Source organism: Haloparvum sedimenti, assembly GCF_001462205.1.
Lineage (GTDB): Archaea > Halobacteriota > Halobacteria > Halobacteriales > Haloferacaceae > Haloparvum > Haloparvum sedimenti.
Genome location: NZ_LKIR01000098.1, coordinates 1 through 1040, shown reverse-complemented (window position 1 = coordinate 1040; position 1040 = coordinate 1). Strand labels below are relative to the sequence as shown.

Sequence of the window (1040 nt, the reverse complement as noted above, 5' to 3'; positions counted from 1 at the left end):
CTACCTGTGCTGCAAATAGTGTTCGATCACGTATGCTTGCTCGGCGACTGCGCGTTCGTCGCGCGACCGCACACGGCCGCTGGAACCGCAAAAGCCGCCGCCGATGGTATCGAACTCACCGACGCATTGGAGAAACGCGACCTCGAAACCGCGCTCAGGAACTGGGAAGAAAACCGACTCGATACCGGCCGCCGGCTCGTTGCCGAGGGCCAGCGGATGGGCGAAAACTACATGAACTGAGCGATTCGGCGTACGCTAGGGATACTTGAAAATCATCCTGAGTTTTCATTCCTCGACGCTGAATCCGCGCTCTTCTAACAGTTCGGGCAGGCGGTCGCGGTGGTCGCCCTGTAGTTCGATGCGGTCGTCATCGACCGTGCCGCCGGTGGCGAGTTGGCTCTTGAGTTCCGAGGCGAGTTCCGAGACGTCGATCCCTGACGGGTCGAGACCCTCAACGATGGTGACGGCCTTGCCGTACCGTCGTTCGTCCGTCCGAATCGAGACGCGCTGAGAAGTCCGAGCGAGGTCGTCCTCTATGTCGAGTTCGTCGGGCAGGCCGGTGATAGAACTGAAATCGTCCTGTGGCACGGTTCTGTATAGGCACTCGGCGCGTAAAACGCTGCGGGCGCTACTCGCGCTCGGGGAGTTGTGATTCGTCGAGGAAGAACGGGCCAATCGTCAGCGTCCGGTTCACGACGGTGAGCAACCGCAGCAGGTAGGAAAGCAGTAGCGCGAACGGGACCAGCGAGAGTACGAACACGACGCCCACGAACAGAAAGCTCGTACGGATTCCGACCACATCGGTGACCCCGAACAGCCAGTCGGACACGGCGGTCGGGTCGAACAGGACCATCATGTACGCCGTGAGCGCGATTGCGGGCAACGCGGCGTACAACACGGCGCGCCCGACGCCCACGAGTTCGCGCTGGAAATAGAGCGACTTAGCTCTGTTGAAATCCTCAGAGGGTTACAGGTTCGCCCGGTAGTTTGACCGAATGCAGGCTCTCCCAAAGTCGCGGTTACTCCGGTTTGTTGAACAG

Annotated in this window: 2 protein-coding genes and 1 pseudogene; 1 reads left to right on the top strand and 2 read right to left on the bottom strand. The window is 60.4% G+C overall.

The genetic code is table 11. The annotated features are described in order from the left end of the window. Nucleotides 1–240: pseudogene (locus AN233_RS06045) on the top strand (FAD-dependent monooxygenase); the annotation flags it as partial. Nucleotides 241–285: 45 nt separating this feature from the next. Here AN233_RS06045 and yciH read toward each other — a convergent pair. Next, a complete protein-coding gene (gene yciH / locus AN233_RS06040; RefSeq protein ID WP_058365923.1) occupies nucleotides 286–588 on the bottom strand; it encodes a translation initiation factor in 303 nt (100 codons plus the stop codon). Nucleotides 589–628: 40 nt separating this feature from the next. After that, nucleotides 629–916 carry a hypothetical protein gene (locus AN233_RS06035; protein ID WP_058365922.1) on the bottom strand — a complete coding sequence of 96 codons (288 nt, stop codon included), beginning with the start codon at nucleotides 914–916 and terminating at the stop codon, nucleotides 629–631. Nucleotides 917–1040 lie beyond the last annotated feature (124 nt).